At 69.8% G+C, this 22,918-nt stretch carries 21 protein-coding genes; 7 read left to right on the top strand and 14 right to left on the bottom strand.

Going from position 1 to position 22,918, the window contains the following annotated elements; all coding sequences use genetic code 11:
- Positions 1-4 precede the first annotated feature (4 nt).
- Positions 5-2,047, bottom strand: coding sequence for an NAD(+) synthase (locus BLW81_RS16950; protein ID WP_083408174.1), 2,043 nt, complete (start codon positions 2,045-2,047; stop codon positions 5-7).
- Between the two features lie 43 nt (positions 2,048-2,090).
- On the opposite strand from BLW81_RS16950, the gene BLW81_RS16945 reads away from it, so the two are divergent.
- Genes BLW81_RS16945 through BLW81_RS16935 form a run of 3 tightly spaced genes read left to right on the top strand, consistent with a single transcriptional unit; the run spans position 2,091 to position 4,167 of the window.
- Entirely contained in the window at positions 2,091-2,630 is a 540-nt protein-coding gene (locus BLW81_RS16945) for a cysteine hydrolase family protein (protein WP_083410601.1), read from the top strand.
- Between the two features lie 17 nt (positions 2,631-2,647).
- Positions 2,648-3,487, top strand: a complete 840-nt coding sequence (locus tag BLW81_RS16940; protein WP_083408173.1) for an NAD-dependent protein deacetylase — start codon at positions 2,648-2,650, stop codon at positions 3,485-3,487.
- Between the two features lie 8 nt (positions 3,488-3,495).
- On the top strand, positions 3,496-4,167 hold the full coding sequence (locus tag BLW81_RS16935) for a hypothetical protein (RefSeq protein ID WP_235632021.1): 672 nt from the start codon (positions 3,496-3,498) through the stop codon (positions 4,165-4,167).
- A gap of 14 nt (positions 4,168-4,181) precedes the next feature.
- On the opposite strand, the gene proB is transcribed toward BLW81_RS16935, so the two are convergent.
- The 11 genes from proB to BLW81_RS16880 all read right to left on the bottom strand — a co-directional run bounded on the left by proB (position 4,182) and on the right by BLW81_RS16880 (position 18,992).
- Positions 4,182-5,282 (bottom strand): glutamate 5-kinase, encoded by a 1,101-nt coding sequence (proB, locus tag BLW81_RS16930; RefSeq protein WP_083408172.1) that lies wholly within the window; start codon positions 5,280-5,282, stop codon positions 4,182-4,184.
- The gene (gene obgE / locus BLW81_RS16925) at positions 5,279-6,724 is read right to left on the bottom strand and encodes a GTPase ObgE (protein WP_083408171.1); all 1,446 of its coding nucleotides are present in this window, start codon (positions 6,722-6,724) and stop codon (positions 5,279-5,281) included. Before obgE ends, proB begins: the two co-directional genes overlap by 4 nt.
- Before the next feature lie 82 nt (positions 6,725-6,806).
- The gene (gene rpmA, locus BLW81_RS16920) at positions 6,807-7,073 is read right to left on the bottom strand and encodes a 50S ribosomal protein L27 (protein WP_067085011.1); all 267 of its coding nucleotides are present in this window, start codon (positions 7,071-7,073) and stop codon (positions 6,807-6,809) included.
- A gap of 10 nt (positions 7,074-7,083) precedes the next feature.
- Entirely contained in the window at positions 7,084-7,395 is a 312-nt protein-coding gene (rplU, locus tag BLW81_RS16915; protein WP_083408170.1) for a 50S ribosomal protein L21, read from the bottom strand.
- A 179-nt stretch (positions 7,396-7,574) separates the two neighbouring features.
- The gene (locus BLW81_RS16910) at positions 7,575-10,424 is read right to left on the bottom strand and encodes a ribonuclease E (RefSeq protein WP_083408169.1); all 2,850 of its coding nucleotides are present in this window, start codon (positions 10,422-10,424) and stop codon (positions 7,575-7,577) included.
- A 308-nt stretch (positions 10,425-10,732) separates the two neighbouring features.
- Positions 10,733-11,152: a nucleoside-diphosphate kinase gene (gene ndk, locus BLW81_RS16905; RefSeq protein ID WP_083408168.1), complete on the bottom strand. Its 420-nt coding sequence runs from the start codon at positions 11,150-11,152 to the stop codon at positions 10,733-10,735.
- 27 nt (positions 11,153-11,179) lie between these two features.
- Positions 11,180-11,575 carry a DUF4233 domain-containing protein gene (locus BLW81_RS16900; protein WP_083408167.1) on the bottom strand — a complete coding sequence of 132 codons (396 nt, stop codon included), beginning with the start codon at positions 11,573-11,575 and terminating at the stop codon, positions 11,180-11,182.
- The gene (gene folC, locus BLW81_RS16895; RefSeq protein WP_083408166.1) at positions 11,572-13,005 is read right to left on the bottom strand and encodes a bifunctional tetrahydrofolate synthase/dihydrofolate synthase; all 1,434 of its coding nucleotides are present in this window, start codon (positions 13,003-13,005) and stop codon (positions 11,572-11,574) included. The genes BLW81_RS16900 and folC overlap by 4 nt, the downstream gene beginning before the upstream one ends.
- On the bottom strand, positions 13,002-15,653 hold the full coding sequence (locus tag BLW81_RS16890) for a valine--tRNA ligase (protein ID WP_083408165.1): 2,652 nt from the start codon (positions 15,651-15,653) through the stop codon (positions 13,002-13,004). The genes folC and BLW81_RS16890 overlap by 4 nt, the downstream gene beginning before the upstream one ends.
- Before the next feature lie 71 nt (positions 15,654-15,724).
- A complete protein-coding gene (locus tag BLW81_RS16885) occupies positions 15,725-16,981 on the bottom strand; it encodes a saccharopine dehydrogenase family protein (RefSeq protein WP_083408164.1) in 1,257 nt (418 codons plus the stop codon).
- A gap of 10 nt (positions 16,982-16,991) precedes the next feature.
- Complete coding sequence (locus BLW81_RS16880) at positions 16,992-18,992, bottom strand: S9 family peptidase (RefSeq protein ID WP_083408163.1); 2,001 nt, start codon at positions 18,990-18,992, stop codon at positions 16,992-16,994.
- A gap of 75 nt (positions 18,993-19,067) precedes the next feature.
- Between BLW81_RS16880 and BLW81_RS16875 the strand changes: the two genes are divergently transcribed.
- Genes BLW81_RS16875 through BLW81_RS16860 form a run of 4 tightly spaced genes read left to right on the top strand, consistent with a single transcriptional unit; the run spans position 19,068 to position 21,759 of the window.
- Positions 19,068-19,466, top strand: coding sequence for a winged helix-turn-helix transcriptional regulator (locus tag BLW81_RS16875; protein WP_083408162.1), 399 nt, complete (start codon positions 19,068-19,070; stop codon positions 19,464-19,466).
- On the top strand, positions 19,463-19,993 hold the full coding sequence (locus tag BLW81_RS16870) for a PaaI family thioesterase (protein WP_083408161.1): 531 nt from the start codon (positions 19,463-19,465) through the stop codon (positions 19,991-19,993). Before BLW81_RS16875 ends, BLW81_RS16870 begins: the two co-directional genes overlap by 4 nt.
- Positions 19,994-20,026: 33 nt before the next feature.
- A complete protein-coding gene (locus BLW81_RS16865) occupies positions 20,027-21,193 on the top strand; it encodes an FAD-dependent oxidoreductase (RefSeq protein WP_083408160.1) in 1,167 nt (388 codons plus the stop codon).
- On the top strand, positions 21,190-21,759 hold the full coding sequence (locus BLW81_RS16860; RefSeq protein WP_083408159.1) for a VOC family protein: 570 nt from the start codon (positions 21,190-21,192) through the stop codon (positions 21,757-21,759). The genes BLW81_RS16865 and BLW81_RS16860 overlap by 4 nt, the downstream gene beginning before the upstream one ends.
- On the opposite strand, the gene BLW81_RS16855 is transcribed toward BLW81_RS16860, so the two are convergent.
- Together BLW81_RS16855 and BLW81_RS16850 are read right to left on the bottom strand one after the other, a co-directional pair.
- Entirely contained in the window at positions 21,743-22,243 is a 501-nt protein-coding gene (locus tag BLW81_RS16855; RefSeq protein WP_083408158.1) for a transglycosylase family protein, read from the bottom strand. The two genes, BLW81_RS16860 and BLW81_RS16855, sit on opposite strands and share 17 nt — an antisense overlap.
- A 217-nt stretch (positions 22,244-22,460) precedes the next feature.
- Positions 22,461-22,787: a transglycosylase family protein gene (locus tag BLW81_RS16850; protein ID WP_083410599.1), complete on the bottom strand. Its 327-nt coding sequence runs from the start codon at positions 22,785-22,787 to the stop codon at positions 22,461-22,463.
- Positions 22,788-22,918 lie beyond the last annotated feature (131 nt).

The raw sequence follows: 22,918 nt of genomic DNA, 5'->3' as shown, positions 1-22,918 counted from the left end.
GGGATCACTCGTCGGGGATCTCGCGTTCGATCTCGTCGAGCCAGGCGCGCGCGGACATGTCCGACGGGGCCCGCCAGTCGCCGCGCGGCGACAGCGACCCGCCGTGCGACACCTTCGGCCCGTTGGGCACCGCCGACCGCTTGAACTGCGCGAACGAGTAGTACCGCTGCGCGAACACCTGCAGCCAGTGCCGAATCTCCCTGAGCGAGTACGACGGCCGCTTGTCGTGCGGGTATCCCGGCGGCCAATCGCCGCGCTCGGCGTCGCTCCAGGCATGCCAGGCCAAGAACGCCACCTTCGACGGCCGGAACCCGAACCGCAGCACCTGGAACAACGAGAAGTCCTGCAGCACATACGGTCCGACCTTGGACTCGCTGCTCTGGATCTCCTCGTCCTCACCGGCAGGCACCAGCTCCGGGGAGATCTCGGTGTCGAGCACCGACTGCAGCACCTCGTTGACCGTGTCGTCGAACTGACCGGATCCGATCACCCAGCGGATCAGGTGCTGGATCAACGTCTTCGGCACCCCGCCGTTGACGTTGTAGTGCGACATCTGGTCGCCGACGCCGTACGTCGACCAGCCGAGCGCCAGTTCGGACAGGTCGCCGGTGCCCAGCACGATCCCGCCGTGCTGGTTGGCCAGCCGGAACAGGTAGTCGGTGCGCAACCCGGCCTGCACGTTCTCGAACGTGACGTCGTAGACCTTCTCGCCGCGGCCGAACGGGTGGCCCATGTTCTTGAGCATCAACTCCGCGGTGGACTTGATGTCGAGTTCGGTGAACGTCACGCCCAGCGCCTCGGCCAGGCGCAGCGCGTTGCCCTTGGTCCGATCGCCGGTGGCGAATCCGGGCATGGTGTAGGCGAGGATGTCGCTGCGGGGCCGCTGTTCGCGGTCCATCGCGCGCGCCGCGACGATCAGCGCGTGCGTGGAGTCCAGGCCGCCGGACAGCCCGAGCACGATCTTGGGATAGTTCAAGGCGCGCAACCGCTGCTCGAGACCGGACACCTGGATGCTGTAGGCCTCGTAGCAATCCTGTTCCAGCCGTTGCGCATCCGACGGCACGAACGGGAACCGCTCGATGTGCCGCAGCAGCCCGACATCTCCGGTCGGCGGGTCCAGGACGAACTCCACCCGGCGGAACTCGTCGGTGCTCGCGCCGTGATGCCTGCGGTTGTCGTCGAACGTGCCCATCCGGATGCGTTCGGCGCGAATCAGTTCCAGGTCCACATCGGCGACCGAGCGCCGCTCCCCCTTCGGAAACCGCTCCGACTGCGCCAGGCACTCGCCGTTCTCCCAGATCATCGTCTGCCCGTCCCAGGCGAGGTCGGTCGTCGACTCCCCCTCGCCGGCCGCGGCGTACACGTAGGCGGCCAGGCACCGCGCCGACGCCGACCGCGCCAGCAGGCAGCGGTCCTCGGACCGGCCGATGGTGATCGGGCTGCCGGACAGGTTGGCCAGCACCGTCGCGCCGGCCAGCGCCGCCGATGCGCTCGGTGGGATCGGCACGAACATGTCCTCGCACACCTCGACGTGCAGCACGAAGCCCGGCATGTCGGTGGCGGTGAACAGCAGGTCGGGACCGAACGGCACGTCGGCGCCACCCATCCGGATCGAGCCGCGCACGTCGTCGCCCGGCGCCATCTGGCGTCGCTCGTAGAACTCCCGGTAGGTCGGCAGGTAGGACTTCGGCGCGACGCCGAGCAACCGGCCGCGGTGGATCACCACGGCCGTGTTGTAGATCCGGTGCCGGTAGCGCAGCGGCGCGCCGACCACCAGCACCGGCATCAGGTCCGCCGAGGCGGCGACGACGTCGAGCACGGCGTCCTCGACCGCGTCGAGCAGCGCGTCCTGCATCACGATGTCCTCGATCGAGTACCCCGACAGCGTCAGCTCCGGGAACACCGCCAGCGCGACGTTGTCGTCGTGGCAGGCCTGCGCCAGCCGCAGCACGGATTCGGCGTTCGCGCGGGGATCGGCCAGCGCCGTGTGGTGCGTGCAGGCGGCGACGCGAACGAAGCCGTGCCGATACGCCGAGTAGAAATCCATGCCTCATTGTTGCCCGAAAACGGAACGGGGTATGCAGGAGGCCATGAGTGATACCGCTGTGCTGGTCATCGACATGATGAACACCTACCGGCATCCCGACGCCGACAAACTGGCCCCGCACGTCGCGGAGATCATCGATCCGCTCTCCCGCCTGGTCGACGAGGCGCGCCGCCGCGACGACGTTGACCTGATCTACGTCAACGACAACTACGGCGACTTCACCGCCGAGTTCAGCGACATCGTGCGCGGCGCGCTCGACGGGGAACGGCCCGACCTGGTCAAGCCGATCGCTCCGCAATCGGGCTGTCAGGTGATGACGAAGGTGCGCCACAGCGCGTTCTACGCCACCTCGCTGGCGTACCTGCTGACCCAGCTCAAGCCCGAGCGGGTGATCCTGACGGGGCAGGTCACCGAGCAGTGCATCCTCTACACCGCGCTCGACGCCTACGTCCGGCACTTCCCAGTGGTCGTGCCGCCCGACGCAGTCGCGCACATCGACCCCGAACTCAGCGACGCGGCGTTGACGATGATGAAGAGCAACATGAGCGCCGAGATCACGCCGGCAGCGGAATGCCTCAGATAACGCCTACCCTGGACACAGTGGAAGCGCCCGAACTCGTCGAGCTGTTGCGTGGCCGTCGCCTGGCCGTGCTCACCGGCGCGGGGATGTCGACCGATTCCGGGATCCCGGACTACCGCGGGCCGGACTCCCCGCCGAGCAACCCGATGACGATCCGGCAGTTCACGGCGGATGCGGTCTTTCGGCAGCGCTACTGGGCGCGCAACCATCTGGGCTGGCGCCACATGGACGCGACGTTGCCCAACGCCGGGCACCGCGCGCTGGCCGCACTGGAGGCCGCCGGTGTCATCTCGGGATTGATCACCCAGAACGTCGACCTGCTGCACAGCAAGGCGGGTAGCCACCGCGTCGTCAACCTGCACGGCACCTACGCCCAGGTGATCTGCCTGGCCTGCGGGCAGACGATGTCCAGGGCGGCGCTGGCCGAACTGCTGGAGGCGGCGAATCCGGGCTTCGCCGCGCAGGCTGCTGAGGCGGTGGGCGGCATCGCGGTCGCGCCGGACGCCGACGCCGTCGTCGGCGACACCACGTCGTTCCGTGTCGTCGAGTGCGGTGACTGCGGCGGGATGCTCAAGCCCGACATCGTCTACTTCGGTGAGAGTGTCCCGAAGGAACGTGTGGCGCAGGCCTATTCATTGGTCGACGGGGCCGATGCGCTGCTGGTGGCGGGTTCGTCGCTGACGGTGTATTCCGGTTACCGGTTCGTGCGGCACGCCGCGGCAGCGCGGATGCCGGTCGCGATCATCAACCGCGGACCCACCCGCGGCGACGACCTGTCGACCGTGAAGGTCGACACCGGGTGTTCGGAGATGCTGGCGCTGTTGGCCGACGAGCTGCCCGAGGTCGCGGCATCGGCTTGAATGGCGGCGTGACGCGGACATCCGACGATGCCTCATGGCTGCAGGCACTGCTGGACCGGCGTCGACCCGACCCCGGCCCCGTCACGGGACGGTGGGCACTGGGCATCGGTGACGCGGTCGCCGAGCACTCGCTGACCCCGGGCCGGCTCCGCTGGCTGGCACGCAAGCTCAACCATTTCGGCGGGGTGGCCATCGGCGAGGACGCCCTCGAGTTCGACGGCGATTCGGTCGAGTGGGCCGACGTCGAGGAGATCCGCACCCACAGCCTCGTCGGGTACCTGTTCACCGGCGGCCTCGACAAGCAGGTCGACAAGTTGCCGCTGCCCTGGTTCCCGTTCCGCCGCAAGGTGATCGGCGCTGTTTCGCGAGCCGCGCTGACGCTGCTGCTCGCCGCCGCCAAGCAGCAACTGGACGGCGGGGCGCTGGAGATCCGGATCCCTGCCGAGGTGCGCTACGACGGGCTGCTGCGCACCCGCGAGCTCGCGCCGGGCGTGCTGGCCGCGGTGATCCTCGCCGATCCCGCGGTGCGCCAGTGTCTGGAAGCGACGGCGCAAGCGCACGGTGTTGCGGTGTGTCCTGCCGACGACGACGTCCTCGACGACGCCGACGACCGCGTGGAGCAGATCAAGTCCGCACTCCACGCGATTTCGGTGCGCATCCAGTCGCTGCACGATCGCTAGCGCACCGAACCCGCTCAGACGGCGACCAGGTCGTCGGCGTGCACGGCGGGTCTGCGCATCTCCGCCGGCAGCTCCGATGTCGAGCGACCCAGCATGGTGGCCAACTCACCGTGGTCGTAGGCGACCACGCCGCGGGCGACCATCGTCGCGTCCTGCGAGCGCAACTCGACCACGTCACCGCCGTAGAACCGGCCCGACACCGCCGTGATACCGGCCGGCAACAGCGACCGCCGCTGCTTGACCACCGCGCGCACCGCCCCGTCATCGAGGGTCAGCGCTCCGGACGCCTCCGCGGCGTAGCGCACCCAGAAGCGGCGCGCCGACATCCGTTCGGGCCGGGGGGCGAACACCGTGCCCCCCGACGCGTCCGCGAGCGCGGTGGCCGCGTCGGCGGCGGCGGCCAGCAGCACCGGGACGCCCGCATCGGCGGCCAGCAGCGCCGACGACAACTTCGACGCCATCCCGCCGGTGCCCAGATTGCTGCCCCGGCCCGCCACCACACCGTCGAGATCCTCCGGCTGCGACACCTCTGAGATGAAGCGCGCGTTGCCTTTTCGAGGATCCGAGTCGTAGAGCCCGTCGATGTCCGACAGCAGCACCAGCGCGTCGGCGCCGACCAGATGCGCGACCAGCGCCGAAAGCCGGTCGTTGTCACCGAAGCGGATCTCATTGGTGGCGACGGTGTCGTTCTCGTTGACGATCGCGACCGCGTGCAGTGCCCGCAACCGGTCCAGCGTGCGTTGAGCGTTGGTGTGCTGGACCCGCATCGAGATGTCGTGCGCGGTCAGCAGCACCTGGCCGACGGTGCGCTCATACCGCGCGAACGCCGCGCTCCATGCGTTGACCAGCGCCACCTGCCCGACGCTGGCGGCGGCCTGTTTGGTGGCCAGGTCGGCGGGCCGCTTGGTCAGCCGCAGCGGTTCGATACCGGCGGCGATCGCACCCGACGACACGATCACCACGTCGGAGCCGGCCTTCATGCGGCGCTCGATGGCCTCGACGAGCGTCGCCAGCCGGCCGGCGTCGAAGACTCCCGAGGGGGCGGTCAGCGCGGTGGTGCCGATCTTGACGACGACGCTGCGCGCCTTGCGGATCGCGTCCCGATGCGGGCTCACGACTCACCGCCGGGGCGCCGCCTCTCGCGGCGCGCGGCCTTGCGCTCGGCCGCGCCGACGCGGTCGGTCTGTTCCAACCGCGCGTCGGTGCCGCGCCCGGACAGCGTGACGTCCACCCCCGCCGGGGTCTGCGGCTCCCAGTCGAAGGTCATGTCGCCGATCGTCACCGCGCAACCCGGCTTGGCGCCCAGGCGCAGCAACTCGTCCTCGACGCCGAGGCGGGCCAACCGGTCACCGAGGTAGCCGACGGCCTCGTCGTTGTCGAAATCGGTTTGATTGACCCATCGTTCGGGCCGCACGCCGCGCACCACAAAGCCGCCCTGACCGTCGGACTCGACGGAGAACCCGCTCTCGTCGACGGGCACCGGCCGGATGACGGGCCGACGCGGCACCACCTCCGGCTGCGCGGCGCGGTACGCCGACACCATGTCCCACAGCGCGAACGTCAACTGCCGCAACCCTTCCCGGGTCACCGTGGACACCTCGAAGACGGGCCAGCCGTAGCGGCGGGCGACCTCGTCGCGGACGAAGTCGGCCAACTCGCGGGCATCGGGCACGTCGATCTTGTTGAGCACCACCGCGCGCGGGCGTTCAGCCAGATCGCCCAGCGTCGTGTCACCCTGCAACGTCGGGGTGTAGGCGGCCAGTTCGGCTTCCAGGGCGTCGATGTCCGAGATCGGGTCGCGCCCGGGTTCCAGTGTCGCGCAGTCGACCACGTGCGCGAGCACCGCGCAGCGTTCGATGTGCCGCAGAAAATCGAGACCGAGGCCGCGGCCTTCCGACGCGCCGGGGATCAGGCCGGGCACGTCGGCGACGGTGAAGGTGTTGTCACCCGCCGACACGACGCCGAGGTTGGGGGCCAGCGTGGTGAACGGATAGTCGGCGATCTTCGGTTTGGCCGCCGAGATCACCGACACCAACGACGACTTGCCCGCCGACGGGAACCCCACCAGCCCGACGTCGGCGACGGTCTTCAGTTCCAGGGTCAGGTCGCGGACCTCACCTTTTTCACCGAGCAGCGCGAAGCCGGGAGCCTTGCGGGCGCGCGACGCCAGCGCCGCGTTGCCAAGACCGCCGCGGCCACCGGCGGCCGCCTCGAACCGCGTGCCCGCGCCGACGAGGTCGGCGAGCAGCCGGCCGTTCTCGTCGAGCACGACGGTGCCGTCGGGCACCTTGACCTCGAGGTCGACGCCTGCCGCGCCGTCGCGGTTGCTGCCGGCGCCCTGCTTGCCGGACGGCGCCACGACGTGCGGGTGGAAGTGGAAATCGAGCAGCGTGTGCACCTGCGGGTCGACGACGAGGACCACGCTGCCGCCGCGGCCGCCGTTACCGCCGTCGGGACCGCCGAGTGGTTTGAACTTCTCGCGGTGTACCGAGGCGCAGCCGTTACCGCCGTTGCCGGCCCGCGCGTGGATCACGACGCGGTCGACGAAGCGGGGCATCGGACTTCCTTTCGGTGACTGTGAAGCTACTGCGAAGAATTCAGCCGAGAATTCGCAGTAGCTTCACATTCGCGGCAGGAAGTCAGGCCTCCTGCGGCGCCGGCCGGACCACGCTGACGGTCTTGCGGCCGCGCTTGGTGCCGAACTCCACGGCGCCGGGGGCGGTGGCGAACAGGGTGTCGTCGCCGCCACGGCCGACATTGACACCGGGATGGAAGTGGGTACCGCGCTGACGGACCAGGATCTCGCCGGCCTTGACGATCTGGCCGCCGAAACGCTTGACGCCGAGCCGCTGAGCGGCTGAGTCGCGACCGTTGCGTGAGCTGGAAGCGCCCTTCTTGTGTGCCATGTCGAAACCCTTACTTGATGCCGGTGACCTTGAGGACCGTCAGCTGCTGACGGTGACCCTGCCGCTTGTGATAGCCGGTCTTGTTCTTGAACTTGTGGATGCGGATCTTCGGGCCCTTGGTGTGCTCGAGGACCTCACCGGTGACCGCGACCTTCTCCAGGTCCTTGGCGGCCGAGGTGACCTTGGCCCCATCGACGACCAGCGCGACGGGCAGCGACACGTCGGCGCCCGGCTCGAGGTCGAGCTTCTCGACCTTGACCACGTCGCCGACGGCGACCTTGTACTGCTTGCCGCCGGTCTTGACGATTGCGTACGTCGCCATCGTGCTGCTACTCCTACGTCGTTCACTGGGCGCGCGCAATTGCTGCTGCGCTTGTCTGGGTTTCCCGACTGCCACCGGCTCGCACGTTCCAGAGCCTGGCGACAACTGCTCAAGGCTACTTGAGCGGCCGCACGAGGGTCAAATCACCGCAGGTAGGCGGGTCGCCGAGAAACCCCCGGTCAGGCATCGTGTGTCGGCGGGCCCGCGGGTCGTGCCGCCGCGCGTCGGCGGTGGCGACCTCCCGAGACCACCGGCGGTGCCGGATCCTCGTCCTCGTCCTCATCTGAGTCCTCGTCGTCGTCCGAGTCGTCGTCTGAATCATCGTCGGGGTCGTCGCCGATGACCTCGATGTCGTCGTCGATCGCGTCTTCGTCGTCATCGGTGTCGAGGTCGATCTCGTCCTCGTCTTCGTCGTCCTCGTCGGAGTCGTCGAAGTCCTCGTCGTCGGTGTCCTCGTCGGAGTCGTCGTCGCTGTCGACGAGGTCCTCGCCCACCGCGTCGCGGATCGCCTCGGAATCGGCCTCTCCCACCTCTTCGGCGGGTTTGACGTCCTCGGCCTCGCCGGTCTCGTCGGAGCCGTCCTCGTCGTCCTCGTGCTTGCCGTTGGCCGCGGCCATGGCCTTGAACATCGGGTGCTCACCGGCCGGATGCGGGGGCACCTTGGCCACCGGGACGTCCTCGGCCTTGGCGCCGCGTTTACCGCGCTTGCCGCGGCGTCCGCCACCGGTGTCGGATTTGCGCCCGTTGCCCGACGCCGAGTCCACGGGATCGCCGTGCAGCACGATCCCGCGTCCGGCGCAGTGGGTGCACGACGTCGAGAACGCCTCGACCAGTCCGGTGCCGAGCCGCTTGCGCGTCAGCTGCACCAGGCCCAGCGAGGTCACCTCGGACACCTGATGGCGGGTGCGGTCGCGCGCCAGCGCCTCGGTCAGCCGGCGCAGCACCAGGTCGCGGTTGGATTCGAGCACCATGTCGATGAAGTCGATGACCACGATGCCGCCGATGTCACGCAGCCGCAGCTGGCGCACGATCTCCTCGGCCGCCTCCAGGTTGTTGCGGGTGACGGTCTGTTCGAGGTTGCCGCCGGAGCCGGTGAACTTGCCGGTGTTGACGTCGATGACCGTCATCGCCTCGGTGCGGTCGATGACCAGCGTGCCGCCCGACGGCAGCCACACCTTGCGGTCCATCGCCTTGGTCAGCTGCTCGTCAATGCGGTGCACCGCGAACACGTCGGGGCCGTCCGGGGACGCGGGCTCGTACTTGGTCAGCCGCGGAAGCAGTTCGGGCGCAACGGCATTGACGTAACCGGTGATGGTCTCCCAGGCTTCGTCGCCAGATACCGTGAGCCCGGTGAAGTCTTCGTTGAACAGGTCGCGGATCACCTTGACCAGCACGTCGGGCTCTTCGTAGAGCGCGACGGCCGCGCCGGCCTTCTTCGCGGTGATGTCGGCGGCCTTGGCCTCGATCTCGGTCCAGCGCTTGGCCAGGCGTTCGACGTCGGTGCGGATGTCTTCTTCTTTGACGCCCTCGGACGCGGTGCGGATGATCACCCCGGCATCGGGCGGGACGACCTCGCGCAGGATCTCCTTGAGCCGCTGGCGTTCGGTGTCGGGCAGCTTGCGGCTGATCCCGGTCGACGAGGCGCCCGGCACGTAGACCAGGTAGCGGCCGGCCAGCGACACCTGCGTCGTCAACCGCGCGCCCTTGTGCCCGACCGGGTCCTTGCTGACCTGCACGACGACGTAGTCGCCGGGTTTGAGGGCCTGCTCGATCTTGCGGTTCTGCCCGCCGAGGCCCGCGGCCTCCCAGTTGACCTCACCGGCGTAGAGCACGCCGTTGCGGCCGCGGCCGATGTCGACGAACGCGGCCTCCATCGAGGGCAGCACGTTCTGCACGATGCCGAGGTAGATGTTGCCGACCAGGCTCGCCGAGGCGGCCGAGGTCACGAAGTGCTCGACGACGACGCCGTCTTCGAGGACGGCGATCTGGGTGTAGCGGGCGCCTTCGTGCGGGGGTTCGGTGCGCACCTTGTCGCGCACGACCATCATCCGCTCGACGGCCTCACGCCGGGCCAGGAACTCGGCTTCGCTCAGGATCGGCGGCCGGCGTCTGCCCGCGTCGCGGCCGTCGCGGCGGCGCTGACGCTTGGCCTCCAGCCGCGTCGAGCCGCTGATGCCCTGGATTTCCCCGTCGCCGCTCTGCCCGGCCTTGTCGGCCTTGCTGGACTTCCGCGGTTCGCGCTCGTGCACGACCGTGTTGGGCGGGTCGTCGGGCGAGCCGGTGCTGTCGCTGTCGTCTCCGGATCCGGACTTGCGGCGACGACGACGGCGCCGGCGGCGGGTCGCGCCCTCGGTGCCGTTCGACTCGTCGTCGCCGTTGTCGTCGTCGGAGTCGTCGCTGTCGTCGGAGTCCTGCTCGCCGTCCTGGCTGTCGTCGCTGTCGGCGTCGGAGTCGTCGCCGTTCTGCTCGCCACGACCGCGGCCCCGGCCACGGCGGCCGCGGCGGCGACGCCGAGCCGACGGCCGCTCGGACTGGTCGTCGTCGTCCTGGTCGTCCTGGCTGTCGTCGCTGTCGTCGTCATCGTCGTCGTAGTCGAACGTGACGGGCTGCGGCGCGACGAACAGCGGCAGGTAGTCGGCGGCCTGTTCGTCTTTCGACGCCGGCCGCTCGGGTTCGGCCGGGGCGCTGTCCGCGGTCGGCTCGGGCGCAGCGAACAGCACCTCGGGAGCAGTGGCCTCAGGCTCGGGTGCGGCAGCGGCGGGTTCGGCCTCGGAGGCCGGTGTCTCGGGCGCTGCCGACTCGTCGGACGCCTCGGCGAGCGCGTCGCGCACCCGCTCGGCCTCGTCCTCCTCGACGGTCGAGTGCGCGCTTCGCGCCCGGCCGTCGAGCGCCGCCAGCGCATCGAGCACCCGCTTGCTGGTGGTGCCCAACGCCCTGGCCAGGGAGTGCACCCTCAGCTTCTCGGGCTGAGCATCCTCCGTGTGTCGGCTGTCTTCGGAAAGGTCTTCGGTAGGGGCATCTTCAGCCACGTAGTCTCCTCTAAGCCCCCGGGCGCGTCGTGTTTGACGCGGCCACGCGAGGGCTTCCGCTATTGGCCCGGGAAACTTCGCCCGAGCTTGTTGTGGTCTTGCCCCGGGCAGTCCACTGGGTGAACCATCCCGGTGCCGGTCTGAATGATGGCTGGACGGTCGGCGCCGCATCACGCGTGGCGATGGTCGCGCACGTCTAAGTCTTCATTCGGGTTTCCGACCCCGGTTGATGGCCGGTTACCCGTGGCAAGTATCCCACATCACGCCACCCCGCCCGACCAGGCTGGGCGGGTAGCCGTGTCAGCGCCCTACTTGCTGGGGAACCAGAGCTCGATTTCGCGGGCCGCGGACTCCGGCGAATCCGAGCCGTGCACGAGGTTGTCCTGGGTGATCAGGGCCAGGTCACCGCGGATGGTGCCCGGGGTGGCCTTCTCCACCGGATCGGTGCCGCCGGCGATCTGACGGAACGCGGCAACAGCGCGCGGGCCCTCCACGATCGCGGCCACGACCGGCCCCGAGGTGATGAACTCCAGCAGCGAACCGAAGAACGGCTTGTCTTCGTGCTCGGCGTAGTGCTTGCGGGCCAGGTCGTCGCTGACGGTCACGAGCTTCAGCTCGGCGAAGGTCAGGCCTTTGCGCTCGATCCGGGCGAGTATTTCGCCGACGAGACGCCGTTTGACGCCGTCGGGCTTGATCAGAACGAGGGTGCGCTCAGTCGGCTCAGTCACGGCCGACAGGATAGTCGCCGTTGTCGACTACTCGGGGGGACGCTGCTGACCAGGCAGAAGCCCGCGCTTCTGGCGGCGCAGGACCTCGGCGCGCAGATAGGCGATCAGCAGCCACACGATCAGGAAGATCACGCCGACGAAGCCGATCGCGCCGTCGAACACCGCGCCGGCGATCAACGCGAGCTGGATCGCCAGGTTGACCCAGATGGCCCATGGCCTGCCCTGCACACCGGCCAGCAGCACCAGCACCACCGCGAGGCCGACGAGGTAACCGGTGCTGGCCGTGGTCAGGCCGCCACCGACCTTGGCCACCACCGGCAGCGCCAGCAGCACGACGATCGCCTCGAGGATCAGGGTGCCCGCCATGACCCCGCGGAAGCTCTTCCAGGGATCGGGCTGGTGCGCAGGCGCCTGCTCGGTCATTGCGGGTCCTTCCCGAACAGCGTGCGCGCCGCCCCGGCGGTGACCACCGAACCGGTGATCACCATTCCGGCGCCGCCGAACCTCTCACCCTCGCTGCTGGATTCCTCGACGATGGCGGTGGCCGTCTCGATGGCGTCGGGCAGCGTGGCCGCGGTGACCACCCGGTCGGGGCCGAACCGCTGCTCGGCCAGCAGCGCCAACTCCGTCACGTCCATGGCGCGCGGCGACCCGTTGTGGGTCACCACGATCTGGTCGAACACCGTCTCCAGCGCGGCCAGGATCCCGTCGACGTCCTTGTCGGCCATCACCGACACCACGCCGACGAGATAGCGGAAGTCGAATTCCTCCTGCAGCGCCTGCGCCAGCGCCGCGGCGCCGGCGGGGTTGTGCGCGGCATCAATGAAAACCGTTGGTGCGCTGCGCATCCGCTCCAGTCGCCCCGGGCTGGTCACCGCGGCGAAGCCGGCGCGCACCGCGTCGACGTCGAGCTGGCGGTCCGCGCCGGCGCCGAAGAACGCCTCCACCGCCGCCAGCGCGACCACCGCGTTGTGCGCCTGATGTTCGCCGTGCAGCGGCAGGAAGATCTCGTTGTAGACGCCACCGAGGCCCTGCAGTTCGAGCAGTTGGCCGCCGACGGCGATCTGCCTGCCCAGCACCGCGAACTCGGAGTCCTCGCGGGCCACCGCGGCGTCGGCGCGCACGGTTTGCGCGAGCAGCACCTCCATCGCCTCGGGCACCTGGCGGCCGATGACGGCGACGGTGTCGGTCGGCACCAGGTCATCCTCCTGTTTGGTGATGATCCCGGCCTTCTCGGCGGCGATGTCGGCGATCGTGTCGCCGAGGTAGTCGGCGTGGTCCATGCCGATCGGGGTGATGACGGCCACCGGCGCGTTGACGACGTTCGTTGCGTCCCAACGCCCGCCGAGGCCGACCTCGACGACCGCGACGTCGACCGGCGCGTCGGCGAACGCGGCGAACGCCATCGCGGTGACGACCTCGAACTTGCTCATAGCCGGACCGCCGGCCGCTTCGGACTGCTGATCGACGAGCTGGACGAACGGCTCGATCTCGCGGTAGGTGTCGACGTAGGTCGCGGGGCTGACCGGTTTGCCGTCGATGGAGATGCGTTCGACGGCCGACTGCAGGTGCGGGCTGGTGGTGCGGCCGGTGCGGCGGTGCAGCGCGGTCAGCAACGCGTCGACCATCCGCGCGACCGAGGTCTTGCCGTTGGTGCCCGCGATGTGGATCGACGGATAGCCGCGCTGCGGTGAGCCGAGCAGTTCCAGCAGCGCCGCGATCCGGGTCGTGCTGGGCTCGAGTTTCGTTTCGGGCCAACGCTGGTCGAGCAGGTGCTCGACCTGCAGCAGCGCCGCGATCTCGTCGGGCGTCGGAACGTCGGGCGGTTGCGGCAGATCCGCCGGGTCGGTCATTTCAGCGTCTCGAGCCTCGCGGTGATGCGGTCGACTTCCTCCTGCGCCAGCTGCTGGCGGCCGCGGATCTTGTCGACGACGTCGGCGGGCGCCTTGGCGAGGAACGCCTCGTTGCCGAGTTTGCCTGTCGTGCTTGACAATTCCTTCTGGGCGGCGGCCAGGTCCTTTTCCAGCCTGCGCCGCTCGGCGGCCACGTCGACCGTGCCCGACGTGTCGACCTCGACGGTCACGGTGCCGCGCGACAGGCGCACCTCGATCGCCGCCGTCGGGGCGAAGCCGTCGTCGTCGCCGGTCAGCCAGGCCAGCGACCGCACCGCGGGCACCTGCTCCTGCAGATCCGCGGCATCGATGTCGGTCAGCCGGGCCGGCACCTTCTGGCGGTCGTTGAGGCCCTGGTCGCTGCGGAACCGGCGGACCTCGGTGATCAGCTTCTGCATGTCGGCGACCCGTTGTGTCGCAACGGGATCGACCGCGAAGCCGGACGGGGCCGGCCAGTCGGCGATCACCAGCGACTCGCCGCCGGTCAGTGCCTTCCACAGCACCTCGGTGACGAACGGCATCACCGGGTGCAGGAGCTTGAGCAGCGTGTCGAGGACGGCCGCCAGGACGGCGGTCGTGTGCTCCACACCCTCGGCCAGCTGCACCTTGGCCAGCTCGACGTACCAGTCGCAGAACTCGTCCCACGCGAAGTGGTACAACGACTCGCACGCGCGGCTGAACTCGTAGCCGTCGAACGCCGAATCGACCTCGGCGCGAACCTCTTCCATGCGTCCGAGGATCCACCGGTCGGCGTCGGTGAGCGCCGCGGCGTCCGGAAGTGGCGCCGGGGCGGCGCCGTTCATCAACGCGAACCGGGTGGCGTTGAACAGTTTGGTGGCGAAGTTGCGCGACGCGCGGGCGTGGTCCTCGCCGATGGCCAGGTCACCGCCGGGGCTGGCGCCGCGGGCCAGGGTGAACCGCAGCGCGTCGGCGCCGAACTTCTCCACCCAGTCCAGCGGGTCGATGCCGTTGCCGCGCGACTTGCTCATCTTGCGGCCGAACTCGTCGCGGATCAGCCCGTGCAGGAACACGTTCTCGAACGGCACCTGCGCACCGCGCGCCCCGTTCTGGGTGATCGCGGGATCGTCGCCGACGAAGGTGCCGAACATCATCATCCGGGCCACCCAGAAGAACAGGATGTCGTAGCCGGTCACCAGCACCGTGGTCGGATAGAACTTCGCCAGTTCAGCGGTGTGCTCGGGCCAGCCCATGGTCGAGAACGGCCACAGCGCCGAGGAGAACCAGGTGTCGAGTACGTCGGGGTCCTGCTCCCAACCCTCCGGCGGCGTCTCGTCGGGGGCGACGCAGACCGTCTGTCCGTCGGGGCCGTGCCAGATCGGGATGCGGTGCCCCCACCACAGCTGCCGCGAAATGCACCAGTCGTGCATGTTGTCGACCCAGGCGAACCATCGCGGTTCCAGGCTCGGCGGGTGAATGACGGTGTCGCCGTTGCGCACCGCGTCGCCGGCGGCCGTGGCCAGCGACTCCACCTTCACCCACCACTGCAGCGACAGCCGCGGCTCGATCGGTTCGCCGCTGCGCTCGGAGTGCCCGACGCTGTGCACGTACGGACGCTTCTCGGCGACGACGCGGCCCTGCTCGGCGAGCGCCTCGCGCACCTTGACCCGCGCCTCGAAGCGGTCCAGCCCGTCGAATTCGGTTCCGGTGTCGGCGATCCGGCCCTTGGTGTCCATGATCGACGGCATCGGCAGCTGGTGGCGCAGGCCGATCTCGAAGTCGTTCGGGTCGTGGGCCGGGGTGACCTTCACCGCGCCGGTGCCGAACTCCGGGTCGACGTGGGTGTCGGCCACGATCACGATGTCGCGGTCGAGGAACGGGTGCGGCAGCGTGCTGCCGACCAGGTGGCGGTACCGCTCGTCGTCGGGATGCACGGCGATCGCGGTGTCGCCGAGCATCGTCTCGACCCGGGTGGTCGCGACCACGATGTGCGGTTCGTCGTCGGAGAGCGAGCCGTACCGGAACGACACCAGCTCGCCCTCGATGTCCTCGTATTTGACCTCGAGGTCGGAGATCGCGGTCTCCAGCACCGGCGACCAGTTCACCAGCCGCTCGGCCTGGTAGATCAGCCCGGCGTCGAACAGTCGCTTGAAGATCGTGCGCACGGCGCGGGAGAGCCCGTCGTCCATGGTGAAGCGGTCGCGACTCCAGTCCACACCGTCGCCGAGGCGGCGCATCTGCGCGCCGATCGTCCCGCCGGATTCGCGTTTCCAGTCCCAGACCTTGTCGATGAACAGTTCGCGGCCGAAGTCCTCTTTGGTCTTGCCGTCGACGGCGAGTTGCTTTTCCACCACCGTCTGGGTGGCGATGCCGGCGTGGTCCATGCCGGGCAGCCACAACACCTCATAGCCCTGCATGCGCTTGCGGCGGGTCAGGGCGTCCATCAGCGTGTGGTCCAGCGCGTGGCCCATGTGCAGGCTGCCGGTCACGTTCGGCGGCGGCAGCACGATCGAATACGGCGGCTTGGCGCTTGTCGGGTCGGCGCTGAAGTAGCCGGCCTTGACCCAACCCTCGTAGAGGTCGCTCTCTACCGCGCTCGGGTCCCAGGACTTGGGCAGGGCTTCAGCAGAGGATTGGGGGTTGGCGGTCACCCCGCAATTCTAGGAACGACGCGCGGGCGGGCCCCAGGCGGGACGTTACTTCCCGCCGCCGGGCGGGGCGCTCACCCGAGGCGGGTGGTTTCCAGTGTGACGCCGGCCGCAGGCAGCCTGCTGAGCAGGACATCGCCCATCGCGGCCGCGGGGGTGAGCACGCCGCGCAGTTCGGAGAGCTTGTCGCGGTCGACGGCCAGCGCCAGGCCGCACTCGCCGAGCAGCACCGACGTCGCCTTGTAGCCCGGATCCCCCTTCTGCGCGATCGTCGCGCGGTACCTCGCGCCGGTGGTGGTCGAGGTGTACGTCTCGATGGTGTAGTGCCCGTTCTCGAGGATGTCTTCGCTCGGGCCGGTGCCGGGTGCGGGCAGGATCCGCTCGACGACCTTGTTCGGCACCCGGTGCAGCAGCCGACTGCCCACCGCCACGGTCGCGGTGTTGCCCACGGCCGAGAGCGCCGACAGCGCCGGTGCCAGCACCGACCGGCCGACGCTCATCTGCTCGGCGTACTCGAGGCGACGACCGTAGGCGTAGTCGAGTAAGGCGTTGCTGCGCCGGACTATTCGCGTGTTGACCATCGCCATCACGAACGGGCCGACCCAGTATCCGTCGAGTTCGGGGGCGATGTCGCGGCCACGGCGCCACCGCATGTCCGGTTCGCCGCCCAGCTGCGGTTCGGCGGCCCGGTCCGGGCTCAGGCCGTACGGGTCGTCGAGGAGTCGGCGCGCCTCGTCGTCGGTGGCCGCGGTGCGCACGAGCTCCACCATCGACGCCGCGGTGCCGCCGGAGACGCCCATCTTGGCCGAACGCACCACGTAGTTGGTGTCGGTGAGCTGGCCTTCGCCGTCCTGCTCGGCGCGCCGGTACAGCGCGAAGACGGTGAGATCCGAAGGGATGGAGTCGAATCCGCACGAATGCACGATCCGCGCGCCGGTGTCGGCGGCCTGCTTGTGGTGCTGGTCGATGCTGTCGCGGATGAACGTGGGCTCGCCGGTCAGGTCGGCGTAGTCGGTACCCGCGGCGGCGCAGGCCGCCACCAGCGGCAGCCCGTAGCGGGCGTAGGGCCCGACCGTGGTGACCACCACGCGGGTGCGAGCGGCCATCGCGTTCAACGTCGACGGTTGCGCGGCGTCGGCGGTGATCAGCGGCCACGATTGCGCCTTGTCGCCCAGGCTGTCTCGGACGGCGAGCAGCTTGTCCGGGGACCGGCCGGCCAGCGCGATGCGGGCGTCGCCGCCGGCTTTGGCCAGGTATTCGGCGGTCAGTTTCCCGACGAAACCGGTGGCCCCGTACAGGACGATGTCGAACTCGCGCTGTTCTCCGCTCATGCCCGCGACGCTACCCGAGCGTCTCGGGCACCTCGACGTCCTCTTCGAGCACGTGCCTGGCCAGGAACGCGGTCACCACCTGGTACCAGAGTTTGGCGTGCTGCGGGGTGAGCACCCAGTGGTTCTCCGACGGGAAGTACAGGAACTGGTGCGGGCTTCGCCCTTGGTCGTCGGCGGGCAGCGCCGAGTGGGTCAGCAGCTCGTACCACAGCCGCAGCGCCTCCCCGATCGGCACCCGATAGTCCTTGTCGCCGTGGATCACCAGCATCGGCGTGCGGATCTCGTGCACATGGTGGTGCGGCGAATTCGCTTGCGCCATCTCGCGAGTCATCTCGCGCAACCAGTAGTACGACGAGTCGGTGGTGGCGCCGAACTGGTCGAGCGCCCACAGGCTGGCGTGGGTGACGATGGCATCGAAGCGGTCGGTGTGGCCGGCCACCCAGTTGGCCATGTAGCCGCCGAAGGATCCGCCCATCGCCGCGGTCCGGCTCGCGTCGACGCGCGGATGCGCGCACGCCGCGTCGGTCGCGGCCATCAGATCGGTGAACGGTGCGCCGCCCCAGGCGCCCCAGCCGCGCTCGATGAACTGCTGGCCGTAGCCGGTGGACAGGCCCGGATCCGGGAGCAACACCGCGTAGCCGCGCGCCGCGAGCAGCCACGGATTCCACCGCCACGACCACACGTTCCAACTGCTCAGCGGGCCACCGTGGATCCACAACAGCAGCGGTGCTTCGCCGTCGCCGTCCGGCAGCACCAGCCACGACCGCACCCGGGTGCCGTCGCCGGCGGTGGCCTCGAGGTGGGTGAGCGTGCCGGGCAGCGACGGCAGCGGCGCACACGGCAGTTCGGCGACCGTGCCGTCGGGGTCGACGCGCACCGGGTGCGGCGGCGCCGCATACGAGCTGCGCAGCGCGAACAGCACCCCGTCCGGCGCAGTGAGGACGTCGGTGTAGCAGTGGTCGTCGAACGTCAGCTGGGTCACCGCACCGTCGGCGAGATCGACCCGGAACACCGGGCGCCGGCCGTCCTGGTCGGCGGTCACGATCACCGCCGACCCGTCGCGCAGCCACGCCGCCGACGCCGGCCACCTGTCCCACCCGTCGGCGAGCACCATCGGCTCCTCGCCGAAACGCAAGTAGCCCAGCGTCATTCGCGGAGCGATCTGCGGAGTGGAGAACGTCTCGCGGATGTAGACGACGCCCGAGCCGTCCGGGGCGATCGCCGGGCCCCACACATCGGCGTCGGGTTCCTCGACGAGCACGGTGCGGTCACCGGTGTCGAGGTCGATGCGCATAAGCACCGAGTGCCGCGACGCGCCCGGTGCCGGACGCTGCCACGTGGTCACCGCGAACCGTCCGTCGGCGCTGACGTCGAAGTCCGATTCGCGCAGCGCACCGCCGGGAGCCGCGGTGAGGTCGCGTACGTCGGCGCCGTCGTCTGCCAGGTCCATTCCGAGCAGATGCGGTTCTGCCGGGCCGAGGTCGGAGTCCCAGTACCGGATCGGGTAGCCGGTGTGCAGGATCGCGGTGATCTTGTTGTCCTTACGCAGATCCCGCAGGCGACGGTCGTCGTCGAGGTCACGTGCCGACGGCAGCAGCGACGACCGCACCACGGCGACGTCGGCGTCACGGGCCGTCCGCACCGCCTCGACCCCGCCGGCGAGCGTCAAGGCGGCCGCCGCCTCACCGCCCGCGGCCGGCAGCCGCCACAGCGCCGCGGGCGGCTTGTCGTCGTCGGGGGTGGGCCGCACGGCGACGAACAGCAGGTCGCCGTCGGCGGTGAAGGCGGGCGTCGATTCGCCCTTCGCGCCCCGCGTCAACCGGCGCGCTGGCTGCTCGCCGGCCGGGTCGAGCTCCCAGATCGCGGTGACGTATTCGGTTCGCTTGTCGTTGAGTTCGGCGACGGTGGTCACCAGGCGGCCGCCGTCCGGCGAGAGCGCCAGCCCCGAGACGCGCGGGAGCGCGAGGTACTCGTCAAGATCGTGGAACGGCGAGGAGTTCGCGGCGGTCATGCCCTGTTGGTAACACACGGCGCCGATCTCCGAGTGAGTTTGAATTTCAAACTGACTTCTGGCAGGCTCGGTGTCATGACCGCGGTGCCGTTGGCGACGTTGCCGGGCCGCCCGTGTCCGATCGCGGCGGCCCTGGAGTTGGTGGGCGAGCGCTGGGCGCTGCTCGTGGTACGCGAAATCGCTCTCGGCGCCACGCATTTCGGTGACATCGTGCGTGGAACCGGGGCGCCGCGCGACCGCATCGCTGCCCGCCTGAAGGCACTGGAGGCGGCCGGCGTCGTCGTCCGGACGCCGTATCAGGACAACCCGCCGCGCCACGCGTACGGTTTGTCCGACTCGGGCCGCGCGTTGGTCCCCGTCCTGCAAGCGCTGCTGACGTGGGGCGAGGTGCACGCCGTGTCACCGACCGACCCCGACCGTCCGCGCCGATATCCGCCGCTGAGCGAGTCCGCCCGAGCCAAGGAGAACCGATGACCCTCGAGATGACGACGCCCACCGACCGCGAGGACTGGGGTCCGCAGCGCTCCCGCGTGGTGACCTGGCACTCCCCCGGCCCCGCCACGGCCAAGGGGCTGAGCATGGCGGGCATCGATTACCTACGGGCGATGGCCACCGGGGAACTCCCGCCGGCGCCGATCGGCGGGCTGATGCAGTTCGACATCGTCGACGTCGAACCCGGCCGCGTCGAATTCACCTGCACCACCGACGAATCCGCGTACAACCCGATCGGCGCGATCCACGGCGGATTGATCTGCACTCTGCTGGACTCGGTGACCGGCTGCGCGGTGCACAGCACGCTGCCGCAGGGCAAGGGCTACACGTCGGTGGAGATCAAGGTGAACTACCTCAAAGCGGTCCGGCTCGACTCCGGGCCGCTCACCGCGACCGGAACGGTCGTGAAGTCGGGTTCGAGGATCGGCTTCGCCGAGGGCGTGGTGACCGACGCCTCGGGTGCGGTGGTGGCCACCGCGAGCAGCACGCTGTTGATCTTCGACCTCTGATCCCGGCCGCCGTCGACGCGCTAGTTTCGACGGATGCCGAAGCAGATCCTGGTGATCGGCGCGGGCATCGCCGGACTGGCGAGCGCCGTCGCGCTGCAGCAGCGGGGACACGACGTCACGCTCCTCGAGGAGCGCACCGACACGTCGTCGGGTGCCGGGATCAGCATCTGGCCCAACGCGTTGGCGGCGCTCGACGACATCGGCCTCGGCGACCCGGTGCGCGCCGCGGGTGGCCGGGTCACCGCGGGCGCGGCCCGCTGGCGGGACGGCAGCTGGCTGCGCAGACCGGCGCCCGAGCGGATGGTCAAAGCGCTCGGCGAACCGCTGGTGATCATCCGACGCTCGGCGCTGACCGCGATCCTGGCCGGCGCGCTCGCCGACGGCACCGTACGTAACGGCGTATCGGCGGAGGCGCTCGCGCTCACCGGCGACGGTGTGCGGGTGACGCTCGCCGACGGGACCGTTCTTGCGCCCGACGCCGTCGTCGGCGCCGACGGCACCCATTCGACAGTGGCCCGCCACCTCAACGGACCGCTGCACAACCGGTATGTGGGCTACACGGCGTGGCGCGGGGTGGCCCACTGCCGGGTCGACGAGCGCGTCGCGGGCGAGGTGTTCGGACCCGCCGTCGAGTTCGGCCTGGTGCCGCTCGGCGCCGAGCACACCTACTGGTTCGCCACCGAACGCGTGCCCGAGGGGTCGACGTGCCCGCAGGGCGAGCTGGCCCACTTGAAGACGCGGTTCGCGTCATGGGTCGAGCCGGTTCCCGAGATCCTGGCCTCCACGGATCCCGACGCGGTGCTGCGCAACGATCTCTACGACCGCGATCCGGCGCGTCAGTGGTCGAGGGGCCCGATCGTGCTGGTCGGCGACGCCGCCCACCCGATGCGCCCACACCTCGGACAGGGCGGATGCCAGGGCCTCGAGGACGCCGCGATCCTGGCCCGGTTCGTCGACGGCGCCGACGACCTGGCGACGGCGTTCGCACGCTTCGCGGCGTTCCGCAGGCCGAGGGTGGACGGGTTGGTCCGCGAGTCCCGGACGATCGGCCGCGTGGTGAACCTGCCACCGCTGCTGAGCACCTTGGCCAGCAGGGCGACGGTGCTGGGACCCGAGACACTGCTGACCCGTCACCTGGCCTCGGTGGCAGCACGCTCGGCGTATCGGCCGCCGACCGACCGCGAGCTGCGCGCCGGATGAGTGTGGCGCTGGGCCCGCTCGTGGTCGATGCGGTCGACGCGCAGGCGCTGGCCGCGTTCTGGGACGCGGCGCTGGGCAGCGATGACCGACGCCGGCTGCTGACGTTCCGGCCGCAGCGGGCGCCCAAGACGGTGAAGAACCGGGTGCACCCGGACCTCTACGTCGACGACGTCACCCGGCTGCTTGACCTGGGCGCCCGGGTGCTCGCCGAGCACAGCGGGTGGACAACGCTCGCCGACATCGAGGACAACGAGTTCTGCGCCTTCCCCGCCCCGCGACCCGGCGCTGCCGCGGCGCCGGCCCGCATGTTCGCGGTGTGCACCGACAGCGACCGACCGGAGGAGCTGGCCGCCTGGTGGGCGGCGGTGGTGGGGGCCGAGGTCCGGCCCGGGCCCGACGGCACGCCACGCTGGCTTCATCACCCAGCCGGCTGGGACGACCTCATCTGGAAGTTCGTCCGGGTCGATGACGAGCGGGCGGCGCCCAACCGATGGGAGTGGAGCGTGCGGTCGGACATCGGCACCCGCGTCGACCCGCAGGGCAACGCGTTCAGCGTGCGCCGGTGAGCGCGCCGATCGGATTGAGCAGCGCCGAGCACATCTGACGCGGGTTCACGAAGCCGAACAGGCCGCTGGACGGCATGGCCGCGCAGCCGGTCGCCGCGGCAGGCGTCTTGGCCGGCGCCGACGGGGTGGTCCACACGGCGGGGGTGGCCCCGCGCGGTCCGCACTTCGGCCAGGCCTTCAGGCCCTGGGTGCGCAGCACGTTCTCGGCGACGCGGATCTGCTCGGCGCGCGACGCGGTCGCCGGGTTGCCGACACCGCCATTGGCCGACCAGGTGGCCGGCTTGAACTGCAGGCCGCCGTAGTGGCCGTTACCGCTGTTGGTCGCCCAGTTGCCACCCGACTCGCACTGGGCGATGGCGTCCCAGTTCACCGAGTCCGCGTCGGCGGTCGCCAGCGACGACCCCAGCACCATCGGCACGATGGCCAGCGCTCCGGCGATCACGATTGCCCAGACGCTCTTCGTAACGGCATTCCGAATCTTCATCACTGCGGTCCTTCCCCGACCGTTTGACACAAGGCCCGCATCTGAAGAACTGGCTGCTCTCCCGCGCGGTTATCCGGTGTGTCGGGTGATGAAGCTCACCTGTTACGCAAGGGTCAAAAGTTTTAGTCGTTACTTAACTGGTGTAAGAGCCCTCTGAGAAAGAAGTGGCGGCGCCGGAGGATTCCGGCACCGCCACTTCGAAGTCGACGAGCGCGTGTCAGCCGCGGCCGCCGCAGGTCGGCCAGGCGCCGATGCCCTGCGACTGCAGCACGTTCTCCGCCACGCGGATCTGCTCTTCCCGGCTCGCGTTGTGGGGCGAGCCGCTGCCACCGTTGGACCGCCAGGTGCCCATGGTGAACTGCAGGCCGCCGTAGTAGCCGTTACCGGTGTTGATGGACCAGTTGCCACCCGACTCGCAGGCCGCGACGGCATCCCAGTTCACACCGCTGTCCGCATTGGCGGTTCCGGTGGCCAGCGCCATCGGTGCGAGCGCGATCGCACCGGCAAAGGTCGCGAAACCGAACGTCTTGCGGATGTTCTTCAACTGCTTTCCTTTCGCCAAGCGCGCGCCAACCAGCACCCACACGCAGGGCGCGGGCGAAGATGCCTACAGCAGAGGGTTTGGGCCGCACCGTCTCGGTCAGGTGCGGCAGCGGAAGGCCAGACATGCCTCGC

This window comes from Mycolicibacterium rutilum (assembly GCF_900108565.1).
GTDB lineage: Bacteria > Actinomycetota > Actinomycetes > Mycobacteriales > Mycobacteriaceae > Mycobacterium > Mycobacterium rutilum.
Note: the sequence above shows the minus strand (reverse complement) of the source record. Positions and strands in the feature narration are given on the sequence as shown.